The 16,541-nt window shown below is 30.2% G+C and carries 16 protein-coding genes; 15 read left to right on the forward strand and 1 reads right to left on the reverse strand.

What is annotated here, in order from left to right:
- Positions 1 to 82: 82 nt before the first annotated feature.
- Positions 83 to 2,770 carry a calcium-transporting P-type ATPase, PMR1-type gene (locus tag KQI42_RS08250; protein ID WP_216518702.1) on the reverse strand — a complete coding sequence of 896 codons (2,688 nt, stop codon included), beginning with the start codon at positions 2,768 to 2,770 and terminating at the stop codon, positions 83 to 85.
- A gap of 448 nt (positions 2,771 to 3,218) precedes the next feature.
- On the opposite strand from KQI42_RS08250, the gene KQI42_RS08255 reads away from it, so the two are divergent.
- From KQI42_RS08255 to KQI42_RS08325, 15 genes are all read left to right on the forward strand, one after another.
- Positions 3,219 to 3,908 (forward strand): response regulator, encoded by a 690-nt coding sequence (locus KQI42_RS08255; protein ID WP_216518703.1) that lies wholly within the window; start codon positions 3,219 to 3,221, stop codon positions 3,906 to 3,908.
- Positions 3,909 to 3,910: 2 nt separating this feature from the next.
- A complete protein-coding gene (locus tag KQI42_RS08260; protein WP_216518705.1) occupies positions 3,911 to 5,719 on the forward strand; it encodes a HAMP domain-containing sensor histidine kinase in 1,809 nt (602 codons plus the stop codon).
- Between the two features lie 90 nt (positions 5,720 to 5,809).
- Complete coding sequence (locus KQI42_RS08265; RefSeq protein WP_216518707.1) at positions 5,810 to 6,322, forward strand: hypothetical protein; 513 nt, start codon at positions 5,810 to 5,812, stop codon at positions 6,320 to 6,322.
- 31 nt (positions 6,323 to 6,353) lie between these two features.
- Positions 6,354 to 7,781, forward strand: coding sequence for a hypothetical protein (locus KQI42_RS08270; protein WP_216518710.1), 1,428 nt, complete (start codon positions 6,354 to 6,356; stop codon positions 7,779 to 7,781).
- A 23-nt stretch (positions 7,782 to 7,804) separates the two neighbouring features.
- Positions 7,805 to 8,653: a two-component system regulatory protein YycI gene (locus tag KQI42_RS08275; protein ID WP_216518712.1), complete on the forward strand. Its 849-nt coding sequence runs from the start codon at positions 7,805 to 7,807 to the stop codon at positions 8,651 to 8,653.
- 88 nt (positions 8,654 to 8,741) lie between these two features.
- Positions 8,742 to 9,536, forward strand: a complete 795-nt coding sequence (locus KQI42_RS08280; RefSeq protein ID WP_216518714.1) for an MBL fold metallo-hydrolase — start codon at positions 8,742 to 8,744, stop codon at positions 9,534 to 9,536.
- 17 nt (positions 9,537 to 9,553) lie between these two features.
- A complete protein-coding gene (gene htrA / locus KQI42_RS08285) occupies positions 9,554 to 10,723 on the forward strand; it encodes a serine protease HtrA (RefSeq protein WP_216518716.1) in 1,170 nt (389 codons plus the stop codon).
- A 44-nt stretch (positions 10,724 to 10,767) separates the two neighbouring features.
- Positions 10,768 to 10,968: a CxxH/CxxC protein gene (locus KQI42_RS08290; protein ID WP_246566267.1), complete on the forward strand. Its 201-nt coding sequence runs from the start codon at positions 10,768 to 10,770 to the stop codon at positions 10,966 to 10,968.
- 20 nt (positions 10,969 to 10,988) lie between these two features.
- Positions 10,989 to 11,405, forward strand: a complete 417-nt coding sequence (locus KQI42_RS08295) for a HutP family protein (protein ID WP_216518718.1) — start codon at positions 10,989 to 10,991, stop codon at positions 11,403 to 11,405.
- Positions 11,406 to 11,542: 137 nt separating this feature from the next.
- On the forward strand, positions 11,543 to 12,565 hold the full coding sequence (locus KQI42_RS08300) for an ABC transporter substrate-binding protein (RefSeq protein WP_216518720.1): 1,023 nt from the start codon (positions 11,543 to 11,545) through the stop codon (positions 12,563 to 12,565).
- The gene (locus KQI42_RS08305; RefSeq protein ID WP_216518723.1) at positions 12,566 to 13,462 is read left to right on the forward strand and encodes an ABC transporter permease; all 897 of its coding nucleotides are present in this window, start codon (positions 12,566 to 12,568) and stop codon (positions 13,460 to 13,462) included.
- A gap of 11 nt (positions 13,463 to 13,473) precedes the next feature.
- Positions 13,474 to 14,250 carry an ABC transporter ATP-binding protein gene (locus KQI42_RS08310; RefSeq protein ID WP_216518726.1) on the forward strand — a complete coding sequence of 259 codons (777 nt, stop codon included), beginning with the start codon at positions 13,474 to 13,476 and terminating at the stop codon, positions 14,248 to 14,250.
- Positions 14,251 to 14,420: 170 nt separating this feature from the next.
- Positions 14,421 to 14,978: a CD3072 family TudS-related putative desulfidase gene (locus tag KQI42_RS08315; protein WP_216518728.1), complete on the forward strand. Its 558-nt coding sequence runs from the start codon at positions 14,421 to 14,423 to the stop codon at positions 14,976 to 14,978.
- Between the two features lie 20 nt (positions 14,979 to 14,998).
- Positions 14,999 to 15,796, forward strand: a complete 798-nt coding sequence (locus tag KQI42_RS08320) for an ABC transporter substrate-binding protein (protein WP_216518731.1) — start codon at positions 14,999 to 15,001, stop codon at positions 15,794 to 15,796.
- Between the two features lie 59 nt (positions 15,797 to 15,855).
- On the forward strand, positions 15,856 to 16,515 hold the full coding sequence (locus tag KQI42_RS08325; protein WP_216518734.1) for an amino acid ABC transporter permease: 660 nt from the start codon (positions 15,856 to 15,858) through the stop codon (positions 16,513 to 16,515).
- Positions 16,516 to 16,541 lie beyond the last annotated feature (26 nt).

Genomic DNA, 16,541 nt, shown 5'->3' on the forward strand with positions numbered 1-16,541 from the left:
TTATAAAAATATATTTAGGATAAAGTTATATTAAAAAACTTATGATTTATTATAGATATAAAAAAAGCCCAAAAGGGCTTTTTTATCTTTTTCTAATTATTACTTTATAGAGCTCACCTACAACAAGAGGAATAAATGCATAGGTCAATACTATTTCCCAATCTCTTAAACCAAGGGCAAAGGTATCAAATATTGGTTGTAAGAAAGGTAAGTATAGCACTCCTAATAATAAAACAAATGAAAATAACATAGCGTATACTAACGTTTTATTGGAGAAAAACCCAATTGTAAATAAAGAGTGTTTTTCAGATCTACTAGAGTTAGCTCTTAATAATTCAGCAGTTATTAATGTAGTAAAGACTATAGTTCTAGCCATAGCTGGATTATCTATTCCATAGGTTCTAAGTCCCCATCTATAGGCTAATAAAGAAGTTACAGTTATGGCTACACTTTGAAAAATTATAGCACTAACCATTCCCTTATCAAGAATAGGTTCATTAGGATTTCTAGGAGGATTCTTCATTATATCAGGGTCACCTTTTTCTACACCTAGAGCTAAAGCAGGAAAACTATCTGTTATTAGATTTAGCCATAATAATTGTATTGGTAATAAGGGTATAGGTAAATTAAATAATATACTTAAGAAGACCAATAAGATTTCTCCTATATTACAAGACAAAAGGAAGAAAACAAACTTCTTAATATTACTATATATAATTCTACCCTCTTCAACGGCTGATACAATACTAGCAAAGTTATCATCTGTTAAGATTAGTTCTGCTGTGTTTTTAGCTACATCAGTACCAGTAATTCCCATGGATACGCCGATATCTGCTCTTTTTAAAGCTAATGCATCGTTAACACCATCACCAGTCATAGCAGTAATTTCTCCATTAGCTTTTAATGCACTTACAATTCTTACTTTATGTTCTGGTGATACTCTAGCATAAACTTTAGTATGCTTAACTACTTCTCTTAATTCTTCATCAGAAATTTTATTTAATTCTTCTCCCATCATTGCTTCATCAATGGATTCTGCCATTCCTAGTTCTTTGGCTATAGCAAAGGCAGTTTCTTTATAGTCACCAGTAATCATTACAGTCTTAATCCCAGCTTCTTTACACCTTCTAATAGCTTCCATTGCTTCAACTCTTGGAGGATCTATCATGCCTACTAATCCTACAAAAGTCATATCATTTTCATTTGTATCGGAAGAAATATTATCAGGTAAAGTTTCATATTCTCTATAGGCAAAGGCTAATACCCTCAAAGCATCTTTAGAAAAAGAACTGTTTACATCTAAAACTTCTTTTTTAAGATTATCATCAAAGGGAACTATTTCACCATTAATACTAATACGACTACATCTATTAATTACTATGTCTGGTCCTCCCTTAGTGAAAGAAACTATTTTTCCAGGAACATAATTTTTATGGAAGGTAGTCATCATTTTTCTATCTGAATCAAATGGAATTTCTTCAATCCTAGGAAATTCACTATTAATTTCATTTCTATCAATATTACCTTTACCTGCTAAAGTAATTAAAGCACCTTCTGTAGGATCACCTACAACTCTATAGCCTTCGGAAGTTTTTTCTAATAAAGCATCATTACATAGGGCACTTATAGATGTTAAAGTTTCTAGATCTCCAATTTCTCCAGAAGAAATAGTATATTCTCCTAATTTAAATTCTCCTTCTGGATCGTAGCCTCTTCCTGTTACATCCAATATTTTACCATCAGTATAAACTTTAACTACAGTCATTTCGTTTTGAGTTAAAGTACCAGTTTTATCAGAACATATAACTGTGGTACATCCTAAAGTTTCTACAGCTAAAAGCTTTTTAACTATAGCATGTCGTTTAACCATTTTATTCATGCCAATAGCTAAAACAATAGTAACTATAGCAGGTAGTCCTTCAGGTATGGCAGCCACGGCTAAACTTATAGCAACCATAAACATTTCTAGAATTTCTCTGCCTTGGAGTAATCCTATGCCAAAAACTAAAGCACAAACTAGTATACAAGCTATTCCTAAATACTTACCTAGTTCATTTAATTTTTTTTGTAAAGGAGTAGTTTCGTTTTCAAAGGTTTGAATCATAGTTGCAATTTTGCCTATCTCAGTTCCATGTCCTGTTTCTACAACTATACCTTTTCCCCTACCATAAGTAACTATTGTACTCATATAAGCCATGTTACTTCTGTCTCCTAAGGAAACTTCTTCGTCAAAGGTTATATCACTTCGTTTCTCTACAGGAACAGATTCTCCTGTTAAAGAAGCTTCTTCGATTTTTAGATTAGAACTTTCAATAAGTCTTAAATCTGCTGGAATAATATCTCCAGCTTCCAAAACTACTATATCACCAGGAACCAAAGAGTTCGCTGGTACTACAGTAGTATGGCCATTTCTAATTACTTTAGCATTAGGTGAAGCCATTTTCCTTAATGCATCTAAGGCCTTTTCAGCCCTACCTTCCTGATAGATTCCTAAGAAAGCATTTATAAAGACTATTGCTATAATAACTATTGCATCTTTAACTTCACCAACGAAAAATGAGATTACTGCTGCTCCAATTAAAATAAGAACGAGGAAATCTGAAAATTGAGCTATTACCTTTGATAAGAAGCTGCTTTTTTCTTCTTCTTTTAATTCATTGGTACCATATTTATCTAACCTTTCTTGGACGTCATTATCATTAAGACCTTGATCCAAGGTAGTGTTAAGGTTAGATAAAAGTTCTTCTTTACTTTGTCTGTACCATTCCATCTTACCGTCTCCCTTTCTTCATATATATTACTAATTAGTATACCACTTAATTTTAAAAAAAATCATTAAGTGTTACTTTATGGAAACCCATTGAACTGGAAAATTAAAAATGTTAAAATAAAATTTGGATACAAAAAGACCTTTGTTTAAACCACAAGGTTTAAACAAAGGTCTTGCTTCCTAATAGAAGATAGGCAGTTAGCCGGGAAAAATCCGTATTGACGACTAACTAATTTTAAGCTACTCCCCTCTGATGTATCATATTATATAGTAAACTAATTTTAAATTCAATAGGTTAAAAAAATAATATTTTATATAAAATTAGCGGCAAGTCTTATTAAGGAGGATTTGACAATAATAGTCCTTTATTAGATAATTTAAAGAAGGGAATTTACATTAGAGCATAGGTTTAATCTACATAAAAAATATAGGTTTGGAGTGATTTTTTGTGGATAAAAAGATATTGATAGTTGATGACGAAAGATCCATTGCTGACATTATAAAATTTAACCTAGAAAAGGAAGGTTACTTTGTAGAGACAGCCTACGATGGGGAAGAAGGAGTAAAGAGAGTATATGAACTATTACCTGACTTAGTAGTTTTAGATATTATGATGCCTAAAAAAGATGGATTCCAAGTGTTAAAGGAAATTAGGAAAGATTTAAAAGTTCCAGTAATCATGTTAACAGCTAAAGAAGAAGAAGTAGATAAGGTACTAGGACTAGAATTAGGAGCTGATGATTATATTACAAAGCCTTTTAGTATGAGAGAATTAGTTGCGAGAATTAAGGCTAATTTAAGAAGAGTAGACTTTTCAAATATAGAGTCTAATGGAGACGTAATTGTATCTGAAGAATTATCTATAGATTTAAATAAATATGAGGTTAAAAAGAAGGGACAGGTTGTAGAACTTACTTTAAGAGAATTCGAACTGTTAAAATTCTTAGCTTCTAGTGCAGAGCAAGTTTTTTCAAGAGAACAGCTATTAGAAGAAGTCTGGGGATACGAATATTATGGAGATATTAGAACTGTAGATGTTACCGTAAGACGCCTTAGAGAGAAGATTGAAGATAATGGCGGAGAATTCAAGTACATTATGACAAAACGAGGTGTGGGCTACTACTTCAGGAGGGGCTAACCATGTTTACAAACATAAGATGGAAGTTTATTTTAGTCTATTTCCTACTAGTATTTATTGCTATGGTAATAGTAGGTGTATTTATAATAGAAAAGTTTGAAGATCAACAGATTACAAATATTACCAATACCATGGAACAACATATAGAGACCATAATTGGTACTTCTAGTTATATATCTAAAGATGATTGGTCCGAGGTTAGAGAGGAAATTCAAGACACTGTAAATGAGTGGAGATTAGATGGTAAAGAAACTCTATATGTTATATATGACGAAGATATACCAACTATCATAGCTTCTTCTTCAAAGAATTATGAAAGGGATATTGGGCAAAACGCTTTACATTATAAAAAGCTAGATTCTAGTTTAATATTTGAAGCTTATAATGGAGAAAAAAATGCAAATATTAAAGAGGATAAAAATGACGGTTTAATGACTCAGCATCTAGCTTATCCAGTATTAGACAAGGTAGGCCAAGTAAAAGGTATTTTATATATGACTGCTACTTTAAATGATGTATATGATACTTTAAATGAAACTAAGAAAATATTGACCAATGCAACTATATTAGCTCTTTTAATTACAGTATTTCTAGGATTTCTAATAGCTAGTAGTATTACAGAGCCTATTAGAGATGTAACTAAAAAAGCAGAAAAAATGGCTAAAGGAGATTTTGATCAATTTGTTGAAGTAAAATCAGATGATGAAATTGGTCAGCTTGCTAGTATGTTTAACTATTTAACTTTAAAGCTTAAAGATACTATTCAAGAAATGGATTTAGAAAAATCTAAGTTAGATACTATTTTTAACTATATGGCAGATGGAGTTATTGCTATTGATATTAAAGGTCATATTATTCATGCAAATCCTATAGCTATGGATATCTTAGATTTAACTCGAGAAGATATTATAACACCGAATATAATTGAAAAGAAGAACTTTCCTGAAGAATATATAAATCTTACAAAAATAGATTATGAGAAAAGTGATACTTTAGAAGGAGATACAATAATAGAGATTAATTCAGAGGTATACAAGGTAAAATATGCACCTTTTAAAAATGAAAAAAATAATATTGGAGGACTAATAATTGTATTCCAAGATATTACAGATGAACATAAACTAGATAATATGAGGAAAGAATTTGTAGCTAATGTATCACATGAATTAAAAACTCCTATTACAACAATAAAGAGTTACGCAGAAACATTGATGGAAAGTGATGTTGATGAGAAACTTACCCATAAGTTTTTATCTGTAATAGATAATGAATGTGATAGAATGGCTAGGATTGTAAGGGATTTGCTTCAGCTTTCAAATTTAGATTATAATAAAACTAAATGGCAAAAGACAGAGGTATCTGTAGAAAGATTAATAAAAGATGTGTTGTTAAAATTAGATTTTGCTTTTAAAGAAAAGGGTCAGAAATATAGCATTAACATAGAAGAGAATCTTCCAAATATTGTTGTAGATAAAGATGGTATAGAACAGGTAATACTAAATATAGTATCTAATGCAATTAAATATACCCAGAATCAAGGAGAAATTAATATTAAATCAATAAGAGATGAATATAAGGTAATAATTAAAGTAAAAGATAATGGAAGTGGTATTCCAGAAGAAGATCAGCAGAGAATATTTGAAAGATTTTATAGAGTGGATAAGGGTAGAAGCAGGGAACTAGGTGGTACTGGGCTAGGACTATCTATTGCTAAACAAATTATTGAGGCCCATAATGGAGAAATTGTTTTAAAAAGTAAATTTGGAGAAGGTACAGAAGTCAGTATAATATTGCCTTATACTAGAGTGTAATTTAATCTTAATTGGGTTGTAATACTTTTGTAACATATTTGGTATATAATGATAGTGTCCTATAATATATAGAAAAGGAGGTTGGAATAAATGTGGAAGAAAATATTAGCAAGTATGTTAATTGCAACAAGTATCTTAACTTTTAGCCCAGTAGGACATGCGGCAAATTTAGATACTAAGAATAAATCCGAAACTAAAGTAGAAGCATCTAAATATGAAGTTATAAGCCCTGAAAAAGACCCTTATTCTATTGAAGATAAGGTGGTACTCATTAGTGGTAAGGCACCTGAAGGAACTTCTGTGGTAATAGATGTTTTTGGAACTGCAGATCTTACTACAAAGAATTTTAATTTAGATAAGCTGCCTTCAGAAGAGGATTATATCAGCATATCTAGTGATACCGTTAAGGCTGGTAATATGGGATTTTTTAAAAAGCAAATTGATTTAGTTATGGGAATAAATAAAGTAGTAATTACCTTTAAAGTTGACAATGTTTCTCCTATAGAAAAAATAATTTATGTATCAGATAAGGGAAAAGCTGAGGAAGAAATAAAAAGTACTAAAGATAAGAGTACTACAGATGCATTGGTTCCTAAAAAATAATACTTACCTTAGGTATTGGAGATGATTTATTATGAAAGAAAGATTTAAAACTTTTCTCCTTCTATCATTGGTATGTATTAGTGTCATTTTTACAAAAAAGCTGTGGATTCAGCTACCCAATGAAATATTTGGAATGTTTAAAAAAGAAGAGGTAGTAAGTGCATCTTATCTATTATCAGATATGATAACACCGAATAAATATCTACTTAATTTTAATGAAAAAAATCACACTCTATTATATGATGATAATAAATATAGCTTATGGACAAGTACTCGTGGAATTCTGGTAGATGTTTTAAGCTCAAAAAATATTAAGACCGCTGATCTATCCAATGAAGAATTTTTAACTTATCATGGGAAAAAGTCCATTATTTTTTATTTCCCAGAAAAAATAAATACTTATATACTTGCCAAAGCATTAGACGTAAAAGACCCTAATTCTATTGCTGATATAATGCCTAGCATAACTAGTATATATTTATATTTGGGCAAAGACGATACTTTTTTCGTTTTTAGCACAAAGGATAAGCATTTAGCAGTTTATGATTTGACAATTGATACAAAATATTTAAGAGATCAGCTTATTTCCATTGAAGCATCCAAGGACTATACCTATTATTATTCCATGAGAGAAACTTTAGGCACAAAAAATGACATATATATTCCTTATGAGATGTCTAATGCATTGCCTACAGTATATGTGGAGAATGAAATTAGTTCTATAGATGAGCATAGAACAAGAGAAATAGCAAAAAAATTTTTTAATAAAGATATTGATTATATTAAAGAAATTATTGAAAATAATGGTTCTGCTATATATGTTTATAATCAGCGGGTTTTAAAAATTAATAAAAATGGACTTTTAGAATATTTTTATCCTTTAGAAGAACCCGTTGGAGAAAGAAACTTATATGTCAGTTTAAATTCTGCTGCTGATTTTATATCTAAAAATATTGGAATACCAAGAGGCATGTATTTAGCTAAAATAGAGGAAATAAAGTCAGAAGCAAGTTTAGGTTATAGATTAACTTTTAAATATAGAATAAGAGGAATTCCAGTTGTTCTTGGGAGTAGTGAAATAGAAGATTTTATCCAGATAGATGTCTTTAATAAATATATAAGAAATTATAAGCAGTTTATCAGAAAGGATATGAAAATAAAGGTTGATAGTGTTTCAAAAAACAATGTAATGTTATCACCCTTTGATGTTATAGATATGAATTATGGTCTTTTAGAAAAAAGATATATACAATATAAGGAAAAAGACAAAAAAGAAATAACAGAAGAGTCAATAACAGAAGAGGTTCTATCATCTATAGAAGATATAACCCTAGCTTACTTTGATCCTTGTCTAAAAGACAAAGAAGACAAACTTATTGGAGTGTGGTTAATTAAAACAGGGGGAAGGATATACGCTTTTGATGTTAGCAATGGAAAATTAGTATTTGAAAAAAATTGAAGGATTTTGGATGGTGAATTTTAATGGATTGGTCTAAAGCAAAAACCATCTTAATAATTGCATTTATTGTAACTGATATTCTGTTAGGATATATGTTATTTTCTAGTGAAAAAATTGTAGAGCCTACAGTGCAGCAAGATTTTATAGAAGATGCTCTTAATCTTCTAAATAAGAAAAACATTATCCTAGCCACGGAAATACCAAAAGATATTCCTTACCTAAACACTTTAATTGTTGATTATGAGAAAAATAGTACATCTACTTTAAATAATGCCTTTTTTAATGGAGATGGGGAGATACAAAGTGATAATGAAAATTTAGTAGAAATAGTCCACGAGTCAGAGAGTTTATTGGTGTTGAATAAGAAAAAATTATTAATATATGAAGATAAAAATTATGTAAATAAGTTTCCTAACTTAGATGAAGATGAAGCTATTAAAATAGCTACAAAGTTTATAGAGGATAAGAAATTTGATACTTCAGATATTAAACTTTCTTTCATAAAAAAAGAAAACAATACCTATTATATTGAGTTTTCAAAGTTGTATAAAGAAAATTATCTAGAAAATGCTTTTACTAACATTCAGGTTGATAAAAGAGGAGTTAAAAAATTTGAGAGACAATGGCTTAACGTTAAAGATATGGGAGAAACACCTATATATACAAGTACTGCACCTAAAGCTATATTAGGGCTGCTTAGCATGGAAGAGGTCTATGGAAAAACTATAAAGGATATATCTTTGTGTTATTATTTTGATCCAGAAAAGCATAATTATCTAGAGGAACCTAAAGCTGCAAAGCAAGGCAAAACTGATCCAGCGTGGAGAATTCAATTTGAAGATGGTTATAAGGTTTTTATAGGTGAATTTTAAGAAAGAAGGAATTTAACATCCTTCTTTTTTTTCTTTAAATATACTATAATAAATAGGAGTGAATTAATAAAAATTGGGGGAAAATACAATGGGAATTAGATTTTGTTCCCTTTCTAGTGGAAGCAGTGGGAACTGTCAATATATAGAAACGGACAATACAAGAATGTTAATAGATGGAGGTTTTAGTGGGAAAAGAATAGAGTGTTTACTTTCTTCTATAGGAGTTTCTCCTAGTACTTTAGATGGTATATTGGTAACTCATGAACATATAGATCATGTTAAGGGAGTAGGAATTCTTTCAAGGAGATATGATATTCCTATTTATGCTAATGCAAATACATGGATAGCTATGAATAGTACTATAGGAGAGGTAAAAGAAAAGAACACTAAAGTTTTTATAACAGAGAAAGACCAAGATATAAATGATATAACTATTCATCCTTTTAATATATTTCATGATGCAATAGAGCCAGTAGGATATTTAATATATTATAAAAATATAAAAATTAGCATTGTAACAGATACAGGTTGGGTAAATGATACTATAAAAGATAAAATAAGAGGTTCTTCTCTTTATTTAATGGAATCTAATCATGATATAACCATGTTAAAGGAAGGAAGTTATCCTTGGCATCTTAAAAAGAGGATTATGAGTACAAAAGGACATCTATCTAATGAAGATGCGGGAAGAGTTTTAGGAGAAGTTTTATTAGGAAAAGGAGAAATTGTACTATTAGGACATTTAAGTCAAGAAAACAATGTACCATCTCTTGCTCATGAAACGGTAAAAAATTATATTTTAAATTGTGGGATAAACGTACATAAGGATATTACTTTAAATTTAACCTATAGGGATAAGGTAACAAAAGTATATACTTTATAAATTTAGGAGGTATAACTATGGATGATAGAAGACCAACCTATAATGATTATAACTATTACAGTTACAACAAACCACCAAAAAAAAGAGGACTTTTTTCTTATTTTATAGTAGCTTTAGTAGCAGCTTTAATAGGAGGCGTTATTAGTGCCTATATTGCACCTACTTATCTTTATGGGAGACTAATGCCTATACCAGAAATATATAAAAATTCTGGATCTACTATATCTAATGAAATAAAAATTACTCCTACAGAAGATATTTCAGCTGTTACTGCTGTGGCTAAAAAAGCTATTGGATCTGTAGTAGGTATCACTACAGTTCAAGTCCAAAGAGAACTTATTTGGGAGAGAGAAGTTCAAGGCGTTGGTTCTGGTGTAATAGTAGATTCTAATGGTTATATTTTAACTAATTCTCATGTAATAGGAGATGGAAAAGCAAAAAAAATAAACGTACTCTTTGAAAACGGAGATAAGGCAGAGGGAAGAGTTTTATGGAATGACTCAGCTTTAGACTTAGCTGTAGTTAAGGTAGAGGCTAGAAATTTACAAGTGGCTGACTTAGGTGATTCAGATAATTTAGAAGTTGGGCAATTAGCTGTTGCTATAGGTAATCCTTTGGGCCTGGATTTTCAGAGAACAGTAACTTCTGGAGTAATAAGCGGGCTTCATCGTTCCATTAGAGTAGATGAATATAATATAATGGAAGATTTAATCCAGACAGATGCATCTATAAATCCAGGAAATAGTGGAGGACCATTGCTTAACAATAAAGGAGAAGTAATCGGAGTAAATACAGCAAAGATAAAAACTGGAGAAGGTTTAGGTTTTGCTATCCCTATAAATGTAGCTAAACCTATTGTAGAACAGGTGATAAAAGAAGGAGATTTTAATAACGTATACATTGGTTTTCAAGGTACAGAAGTAGAAAGATATGAAAGACAGCTTGGAATTGATTTGCATATTGATAGTGGAGTAGTAGTAATCGAAGTACTACCGGATTCTCCTGCAGAAAAGGCTAATTTAAAGGCTATGGATGTAATAGTTAAAATAGATAATCAGCCTATAGATAGTATGATTCAGCTTAGAAAAATATTATATAAGTATAAAGTAGGAGATAAGGCAGTATTAACCATTTATAGAAATGGTAAGGAAGAGAAGACTGAGATTATATTTTCCGATTTTAGATAACTTAAAAGGCTTGGCAACTGTCAAGCCTTTTAAAAAAAATAATAATGTACATACTAATAAAAAATGGAGTTGATAAAATGTATGTAGTGTGTAATGAACATTTAGAAGATGCAATAGAAGACTTTGTAGAAGCATATGAACAGTCTCCAGATGTTTATGAATTAGAACAAGTTTCTTTTACAGATTGGGCTAGTCCTAAAACCTGTAACTATTGTGATAAGCAGCCAAAGTACTTAGTTGTATAAAAAATAGGGGGATTTATATTATGAGAACAGAAAGCATAGCAGTGGCAAAATGGGCAATAAATTTAGCTATTTCTAGTAGGGAAGAAGAAAAAGCACTAATAGAACAAATGAGGAAAGATGAATATAAAGGTACAGCTGTAGATATTGGAGGGGATTTAATCAATTCTATTCCAAAGATTATAGAAAGAGCTCTAGTTGCCTCTAAGAAAACAGGAATTATTAAGGATATTCATGTTCATGAAGGAGCTGTATCGGGAGCAGTTATGGATGCTATTGTGGCTGTAAATCCAAAGGCTATGGGTTTGAATTTTGGAGGTAAAATTGGTATAGCAAGAAGAGGGGAACATCTTTGTGTATGTTTATTCATTAGTATAGGACTTCTCCATTTAAATGATTTAGCTATTGGCATAGGTCATAGATCTATTCCCATATTATAACAAGGAAAAAGAGGTTGACAGGAGATAATATACCCTTTATAATTTTATATTAATTAGTATTGGTAGTATTGTAGATAGCCTTAAGGCTAAAGGTAGAATGGTAGAATCAATAAAAAAGAAAATAGGAGGACGGTAGTATGGTAGGGAAAAAACATATCTCAGGTCTAAGCAAGTCCTTAGGCTTAATTTTGCTATTCACAATTATCATTTCATTAGTTGGTTGTTCCACAGGAGATAACTCAACCACTCAAGTTTCAAATTCTAAATCAAAATTTTCAATAGGTATAAGTCAGATAATAGAGCATCCTGCTTTAGATAGTGCTAGAGAAGGATTTATTGCTGTATTAAAAGAAAAAGGCTATGAAGATAAGGTTGATATAGATACCCAGCTTGCACAAGGGGATATATCTTTAACCACAACCATAGCTAATAATTTTGTGTCTAAAAAGAAAGATTTAATTCTTGCAATTTCTACTCCATCTGCTCAATCAGCCTTTAAAGCTACTAAAAATATACCTATACTATTTACATCTATAACTGATCCTGTTACAGCAGGTATACTTAAAGATCCTAATTCACCAGAAGGAAATATTACAGGAACTACAGATTTAGCACCTTTAGAAAAACAAATAGAACTAGGATTAAAAATAGTACCAAAGGCTAAAAAAGTAGGAGTACTATATAATACAAGTGAAATAAATTCCCAAATTCAAGTTGATAAATTAAAAGGTATAACTAAAGATCTTAAATTAGAGTTAGTAGAAATACCAGTAACCAATACATCAGAAATTGAAATGGCATTAGGTGGTAAGATTAAAGGAATAGATTTTTTATTCCTTCCAAGTGACAATCTAGTAGCTTCTAGTATGCCAATAGTTTCTAAAGTATGTTTACAAAACAAGGTGGTCACCATAGGCGTTGATGAACCTATGGTTAAAAATGGAGCATTAGCTTGTGAGGGTATAGATTATTTTAAATTAGGATATGAAACTGGTCTTATGGCTATTGAAATATTAGAAGGAAAAGAGATTAAAGATATACCTGTAACTTCCTTAGAAGAAACTCAATTAACCATAAATGAAGATATAGCAGAGAAATTAGGTATAAGTATTCCTAAAGAGCTTCTAGATAAAGCCATTCTGGTAAAGGGGGAAAACTAGATGAAAGATTTTTTAGTAGGAGTACTAGGGCAAGGTTTTATTATCTCTATTATGGTAATGGGAGTTTATATAACTAATAGATTTTTGAATTTTCCTGATTTATCTATAGATGGTACCTTTACTTTAGGAGCTAGTATCTCAGCTATACTTATCTCAAAAGGTGTCTCACCTATGGTATCCTTAGTAATAGCTATTATAGGAGGATTTTTAGCAGGAAGTATTACTGGGTTATTAAATGTAAAATTAAAAATAAAAGATATTTTATCGGGTATATTGGTCATGATTGGGCTATATTCCATAAATTTAAGAATTATGGGAAAGGCAAACTTGCCTTTGCTTAATGAAAGAACTATTTTTACTCAAGGAAATAATTTGATTACTGCATTGGTTTTTGTATTTATTGTAGCTTTACTATTTACTATATTTTTTAAAACTAAGATGGGTTATATGATAAAGGGTGTTGGAGACAACGAAAAAATGATAATTTCTCTAGGTATAGATACGGATAAAGTAAAGATACTAGCATTAGCTTTTTCTAATGGACTAGTAGCTTTAGCAGGCGGATTAATGGCTCAGTATCAGGGGTTTAGTGATATAAATATGGGTACAGGGACCATTATAATAGGATTAGCATCCATTGTGATTGGTCAAACTCTGTTTAGAAAAGTTAAATTTTTAAGGGAAAGTACATTGATAATTTTAGGAACAATTATTTATAGAATGAGTATATCATTGAGTTTAATTGCTGGATTTAATCCTAGTGATTTAAAACTTATTAGCTGTATAATAGTAGTATTAGCTCTAGCCTTAGGAAACAAGAATATAATATTTCTAAATAAGAAGATGAGCTTTAATTTTACAAAACCAATAAGTAGTTATGATTCAACTAGGGTCTAGAGGTGATTAAGATGCTAAGATTAGATAATATAAGTAAAACTTTTAATGAAAATACAGCAAATGAAATGAAGTTGTTTAAAGAGTTTAATCTAAAAGTAGAAGAAGGAGAATTTGTCTGTGTAATAGGCAGCAATGGTGCTGGAAAGTCTACTTTATTAAATTTGATAACAGGAAATATATATTCGGATAAAGGCAAGATTTATTTAGATAAAGAAGACATTACTAATAAAAAAGAACATGAAAGATGTAAAGATATATCTAGAATATTTCAGAATCCATCTATGGGAACTGTACCTAGTATGACCATATTCGAGAACTTGTCTATGGCTAAGAATAAAGGAGAAAAAATGGGACTATCTTTTTTGGCAAATAAAAAGGATAGAAAGCTATTTAAAGAAAGACTAGAAAGGTTAAACTTAGGGTTAGAAAATAAATTAGATACAGCTGTATCTCAGCTATCTGGAGGACAAAGACAATCTTTAGCTTTAATAATGTCTACTTTTACTAATCCTAAACTCCTTTTGTTAGATGAACATACGGCAGCACTAGATCCTAAGACCTCTGAGATTATAATGGAGATTACGGCTCGTATTGTTGAAGAAAAAAATCTTACAGCTTTAATGGTCACTCATAATATTGATCATGCTCTTAAATATGGAAATAGAATAATTATGCTTCATAGAGGAAATATCGTTATAGATTTAGAGGGAAATATGAAAAAGGATTTAAACAAAGAGCAGCTTTTAGGTCTCTTTAAGGATATAAGTGATAGAAGCTTTTTTAGTTAATATGAAAAAGGGTATAGAGGAATCTATACTCTTTTTTATATCCAATTCTAAATAGAAAATCATATATTAAAATTTTCTATACAATAATGTAATGATATCAATATTCTCTATTAGACTTATTATTAACAATTTATTAATATATCCTTAGGAACAAGATAGGGAGTGATAATTTGGAAAGAAATAGAAAAATATTAATGGTTTGTCATTGTATTTTAAATTCAAATTCTAAAGTAGAAGGTTTGAGCCAATATAAAGGAATGTTTAAAGAAGTAATAGATATTATCAATGAAGAAGATATTGGTATAATTCAGCTCCCTTGTCCCGAAACAATTGTCTATGGTATTAGAAGATGGGGTCATGTGAAAGAACAATTTGATACCTTGTTTTATAGAGAAAGTTGTAGGGAAATGATTAAACCAATAGTTAATCAAGTGAAAAGTTATATAGATGCTGGCTATGAAATACTAGGGGTTTTAGGAATAGATGGTAGTCCAAGCTGTGGAGTTAATTTAACTTGTTCTGGAGACTGGAGAGGGGAACTTTCAACTAATAATAACTTAGAAGAAATGATTAAAGATATAAAATATATAGAAGGTTCTGGCGTGTTCATTGAAGAACTACAGAAATATTTTATGGAATATGGCATAAAAATTCCATTCATAGCTATAGATGAGAGAAATGTATATGATTCTTTAAGCAATATAAGAAAGTTCATAGCAAACAAATAAACTTATTGGAGGGAAAATCTATGACTAAAAAATTTAAAAACGTAGCAGTATTAGTTCTCGCGTTATCTATAGTAATAACCTTTACTGGATGTTCCAAGAAAAGTGAAGAAACTAGTAATGACGTTTCTTGGGAAAATGTAAAAGATAACGGTAAAATAACTGTAGGACTTTGTGCAGCTTATCCGCCTTTTGAATCCAGAAATGATAAGACTGGAGAACTAGAAGGATTTGATATTGATCTTGCTAAATTATTAGGATCAGAATTAGGAATAGAAGTTGAAATCAAGGATGCAGAATGGCCAGCATTATTAGGAGGTTTAAATAAAGGTGATTTTGATGTACTGATTACTTGTATGTCCAAAAGAGAAGCAGCTGCAGAGAATGTAAATATGAGTGATGTTTATTATGAATTGAATGATGTTATCATTGTAAAAGAAGGAAGAAATGATATTAATAGTATAGAAGACCTAAAGAATAAGATAGTAGGAGTTCAATTGGGTTCTGGAAGCGAACAAGTTGTAGATAAATTAGACGGACTTAAAGAAGTTAAAAGATATGACTATAATCCGGAAGCTTTTATAGATTTAGAAAACGATAGAATAGACTGTGTAGTTGTAGGCTATGCTTATGCAGTTAATTATATGAAGGAAAATGAAGGTTTTAGGTTAGTAGATGAAGCTTTAGAATCTGCTGAAATCGTTATGGTTTTAAGACAAGGAGAAGATGGACTGACAAATAAATTAAATGAATCTTTGTCCAAAATCAAAGAAAATGGTAAATATGACGAAATTTTAAATAAATGGCTTAAAGTCAACTAAGCAATAAAAGGTAAACGTACTGTTTACCTTTTTAAATATTTAAACATGGAGGTATGATTTTGAAATTTCACATTATATCAAATAATCTAGGATTCATTCTAGCAGCTGCTTTAACTACTATTAAGATAACAATTATTTCTTTTTTACTTGGATTAGTATTGGCAGTAATAATAGGAACTATTAGATATGAAAAACCGCCTAAATTTTTAGAAGTAATATTAAATGTTTACATTGAAATATTTAGGGGGACTCCATTGTTGATTCAATTATTTTTCATTTACTATGGACTACCTACCATTGGAATAAAGATGTCTAGTTTTGTTGCAGCTATATTTGGACTAGCCTTAAATAGTGCAGCATATATGTCAGAGATTATTAGAGCCGCTATGCTATCTGTAGATAAAGGGCAAAGAGAGGCTAGTTATGTATTAGGATATAACAGGATTCAAAGTTTAATATATATTATTTATCCTCAAGCTATGAGGATTGCTATTCCATCTCTTATGAACTCTTTTTCATCTCTATTAAAAGAAAGCTCTTTAGTATCTAGTCTTGCAATAACGGAACTTACTAGAAGTGGACAGCTAATATATACAAGAACTTATAGGGCATTTGAAATATACCTTACTTTAGGTGTTTTATACTTTTGTATGACTTATTCAGTATCTTTAATCTCAAAGAAAATTGAAAAGAAAATCAATAATATTTATCAAAATTAAAGGGGTAATAATTATGATGGATAGTA

The organism is Tissierella simiarum, from assembly GCF_018917865.1.
GTDB classification, from domain to species: Bacteria; Bacillota; Clostridia; order Tissierellales; family Tissierellaceae; genus Tissierella_C; species Tissierella_C simiarum.